At 48.4% G+C, this 4191-nt stretch carries 4 protein-coding genes; 2 read left to right on the plus strand and 2 right to left on the minus strand.

What is annotated here, in order from left to right; all coding sequences use genetic code 11:
* The coding region (locus tag QUA00_RS20385; protein WP_333410944.1) for a tetratricopeptide repeat protein at window positions 1-1165 on the minus strand (1165 nt) is incomplete at its 3' end.
* Window positions 1105-2112: a sigma-70 family RNA polymerase sigma factor gene (locus QUA00_RS20390; protein WP_333410945.1), complete on the minus strand. Its 1008-nt coding sequence runs from the start codon at window positions 2110-2112 to the stop codon at window positions 1105-1107. The genes QUA00_RS20390 and QUA00_RS20385, both read right to left, overlap by 61 nt.
* A gap of 461 nt (window positions 2113-2573) precedes the next feature.
* On the opposite strand from QUA00_RS20390, the gene QUA00_RS20395 reads away from it, so the two are divergent.
* Together QUA00_RS20395 and QUA00_RS20400 are read left to right on the plus strand one after the other, a co-directional pair.
* The gene (locus QUA00_RS20395; RefSeq protein ID WP_333305098.1) at window positions 2574-2834 is read left to right on the plus strand and encodes a hypothetical protein; all 261 of its coding nucleotides are present in this window, start codon (window positions 2574-2576) and stop codon (window positions 2832-2834) included.
* A gap of 108 nt (window positions 2835-2942) precedes the next feature.
* A complete protein-coding gene (locus QUA00_RS20400) occupies window positions 2943-4142 on the plus strand; it encodes a response regulator (protein ID WP_333143254.1) in 1200 nt (399 codons plus the stop codon).
* Window positions 4143-4191: the final 49 nt, after the last annotated feature.

A 4191-nucleotide genomic window follows, 5' to 3' on the forward strand; every position in this document is an offset into this window, starting at 1 on the left:
GGGTAGGCACGGGGGCACTACCCTTGGGGGTAGGCACGGGGGCACTACCCTTGGGGGTAGGCACGGGGGCACTACCCTTGGGGGTAGGCACGGGGGCACTACCCCTACAAAATTCACGTTTTTGGTGAGCGGTAGACGGAGAGGTTAAAGGCAAAATCTCACACAACGCCCGATAAATTTCACAATCCTGGGGATACAGACGATAAGCCTTCAGCATCGCCTCAGCGGCTTTCTGATATTCCCCCGTATGGAACAAGCACCGCCCATAGGAATACCAACCCCTAGGATGATTCGGGTGTTCCTCAGTAAACCGTTCCAACACCCCAACCCCGTTAGCCGACTCCCCTCGAAATAGGTGATAATAGGCCAGCAACTCGCGGGCATCCGCCGTATCAGGAGCCAGTTGCAGCAAAGAACTAATTATCTGTTTAGTCTGCTTCCCCTCCTCACCCGATACCAATCTCATCCGGCAACGAGTATCCGCCAGTCGTTTGAGCGCTCGGAAATCACCCGGAGCCACCTCTAGCACTTTGCTCAACCGCCGCTGCGCTTGGCGCACATTCCCCACCGCCTGACTCGCGTCGTAGCTGTCAATCAGCGCTACAACATCATCTGGCTGAAGGGACAAAACCGTATCAAAGGCTCGCAAAGCTGCAACCGCATCCCCTCTCCCCCTTTGCACCTGCCCCAACGCCAGCCAGTGAGCCGCATTATCTGGTTCTAGGGAAGCCGCCGACTCAAAAGCGAGTATCGCTGCCTGAGTGTCACCTCTACAGAGTGCGATCGATCCGCTGATATGCTGTCGAGTCGCCTCATTGCGTGCATTGGCCAAGGCACTTTCATAAACCGCTACTGCCTCAGCCTTTTGTCCCATAAGCTGCAAGAGTTTCCCCAATTGCAACCGCACGCCAATCAATGGTTGCTGCCGATCGATCACTTGGCGATACTCCTCAACCGCCTGCTCAATACGACCCATTGCATACAGCAGATTCGCCAATTCCAACCGTTTCTTCCATCCAGAAGGATACTGCTGCACATACTCACTTAAGGTTTTCAGCTTCTGGTCAATTCGGGCTGGCTTTTCGTCGAGAACTAGGTAAGCATTCAACTCCACCCCAGAGGACTGAGTGAGGGATACCACCCGGAGTGTAATGTTTCTAGACATATTGCTGTTACTTGATAATTAATTGTCTCGCCAATGTTTTGAGGGATGGGGGCGATCGAGTCGGATGCGATCGTTTCATCGAATTGTAGGGGCAATCCCCCCGTGGTTGCCCCAGCCGAGGCTGTCCCAACCGTGGCTGTCCCAACCGTGGCTGTCCCAACCGTGGCTGTCCCAACCGCGATCGCCCCAGAATCTTGACGGGGTAGGCACGGGGGCACTACCCCTACAGCAAAATCATCCGCGATCGCCCCAGAATCTTGACGGGGTAGGCACGGGGGCACTACCCCTACAGCAAAATCATCCGCGATCGAGGCAACGTCCCCCTTTTTAGAGGACTCGGAGGAATCTAACAAAGCATCATCCAACCCTGACAAATACCTGCTCAAACGCTTTTGCAGAATATCTCGTGCCTGTTGGATGCGCTTATAAACGTTATTGAGCGACAGAGCAAGTTGTTGGGCAATATCTTGATAGGCAATCTGGTGGCAGTAACGCAGGATAAACGGATTGCGTAATCGAGAAGGAAGAGTATCAATAGCGCGGCGAATGTACTGTCCCAACTCATGATGTAGAAGTGCCTCTTCAGGAGAGTTCAAACAAGAAATAACTGCTGAGCTTCCTGTAGCAGCTACTTCTTCAATATCCTCCATTTGCATTGCTTTCCGGCGACGTTCTCGGTGTATATCTATAGCTAGATTATGGGTTAAGCGAGTGATCCAAGCTCGGAGGTTGGTGATTTTTTCGGCATAGTCTGGCAATTTATCCCAAGCTTTGAGCATGGCGCGACTGAGCACCTCTTCAGCATCAGTAGCATTCCCCTCCATCCACCTGAGACAGCAACGGTAAAGATAATCTCGGTTCTGCTGCCATAGCTGCCAAAATGCTTTCTCTATATCTTCAGGACAATACCGAATGTCTGTTGCAATAACGGATTGAGAATTTGACATGATTTTAAAAGTGGTGAAAGATAAATGTGAAGGAACCTTCCTCTGTTCCTTTTTTCGTTGCACCCCAATCCCGCAAACATCTAGCTCAGTGTGGTCTGAGTATTTATGCGGATAAAGATTGGATTCAGTTGCTCTTTTTTTGAGGCTGCATCCTTTCCATGTCTGTATCCTGGCTCCCCTCCCCCGCCCCTGTCAGTCGGAAAAGTCGGATCGTAAAGTCGGAAAAGTCGGACGCCCTGGTTTTACTATCTATCTTTAGATAGAGCAGATCGACAGCATGACTGGTACTGTTCTCTGTCTTTTGGTAGATCCTATTCAATAGTATGTTTGCGCGATCGGCATAAAGCAAGTCGGAAAAGTCGGATCGTAAAGTCGGAAAAGTCGGATCATTTGGAGCGTTATGTGAATAGGGCTTACGCATGGGGGCCCATCACCTGTGTTTTTTTAGGAAAATACACAGGTTGCAGCCCGCACCCAAGGTAAAAAACCCGGTTTCTTTGGTGGGAGTGCCTCCAAGGCTGGTGAAGAAAGAGGTGGGCAAAAATTTAAGCGAACAAACTCAAATAGCTGACGGGCTGACAAGCAACTTAAAAGCCTTGCAATTAAAGGGTTTAAGCCGATCGCCCTCACACATAATTAGGCGGGCGCGATCGCCTTTTTCGGGTTTCGACAAGGTGGAATCACGATCGGGGGCGATCGTCCCGGAGCGTAAGTGTCAATAAGTCTGTCATAATAACTATTAGGAATTTCTCCACCGACTTAGTACGGTGTATAACTCAAAGTTAGGGTGCCCAATTGAAAAAACCTTACCCGATGAGATTGATTTGTACATGACTTTTGAACAAGCTCTAGAATTTCTCGAATCAGCCTTAGAGTCAAAAACCAGTAAACCGTTAAGTTTTCTCGAGCAGGAAATTTTAAAAGCTGCTTGGAAAAACGCAACTTATAGTGCTGTTGCTGACAGCTTGTACCTCAGTGTAGGACATATCAAAGATTTATCTTCCATCCTGTGGCACCGCATTTCAGACGTAATGGGGCAGAAAGTTACTAAGAATAACTTTCGCTCTCTGCTAGAGAAGCAAAGCACCAAAACTGATATCGCCGATGCCAAAAACGCAGGCGAACTTATGGCGATGGCTGCGGCTGAAACAATAGAAATCAATCAATTAGAAACTCCGAAAGGTAACATTTTAATTGTTGATGACATCCCAGAGAATCTGCATTTTCTTACCGAAATTCTGACTACAAATGGGTATAAAGTTCGGTGCGTCACCAATGGTACGATGGCCTTGAGGACTGTTCGCAATCATCCCCCCGATGCTATATTGCTGGATATTAAAATGCCAGACATGGATGGCTATCAAGTCTGCCAAACCCTCAAATCCGATGAAAACACCTCAGAAATTCCCATTATTTTCTTAAGCGCACTTGACCAAGTATTTGATAAAGTTAAAGCTTTTAAGGTAGGGGGAGTTGACTACATTTCTAAACCTTTTGAGCCGGAAGAAGTGCTAGTGCGCCTCGATACTCAGGTAACTATCCAGCACCAAAAACGCCAGCTTAAAGAAGCAATCGAGCGACACCAGCAAACTGCAGAAATTGCCTACCAATCTCGCGCCCTGCTGGCAAATTTGCTAAACTCATCTCTGGATGGAATAGCTGCGGTGGATGCGGTGAGGGGGGATATCGCTGGAGAAATTGAAGATTTTCGCTGCTTGGTAGTTAACCCTGTCTTTGCCAGACTCTTAGGGAAAAAACGAACAGAACTCGCGGTGGAACCCGTGCTGAGAAAACTGCTTAATCAATTGAGTCCAGGATTGTTTGATTTATTAGTAGAAGTTGTTGAGACGGGAGAATCGCTTGAAGGAGAGGTTCATCTAGAAAGTGATTACCTGGGCAAATGCTATTATTTCACTGCTGTTAAATTGGGAGACGGTTGCTCAATTACCATCCGCGACCTTACAGACTTAAAACAGTCGGCATTAAAGTTAATGATGGGACAGAACCAACCGCGTGCTAGCATCAAATAGCATAAACGGGACTTACACAATCCGACCCAAGAAATCTCGCTTTTAGCTG

The sequence above is a fragment of the Microcoleus sp. T2B6 genome (assembly GCF_036700475.1).
Classification (GTDB): domain Bacteria; phylum Cyanobacteriota; class Cyanobacteriia; order Cyanobacteriales; family Microcoleaceae; genus Microcoleus.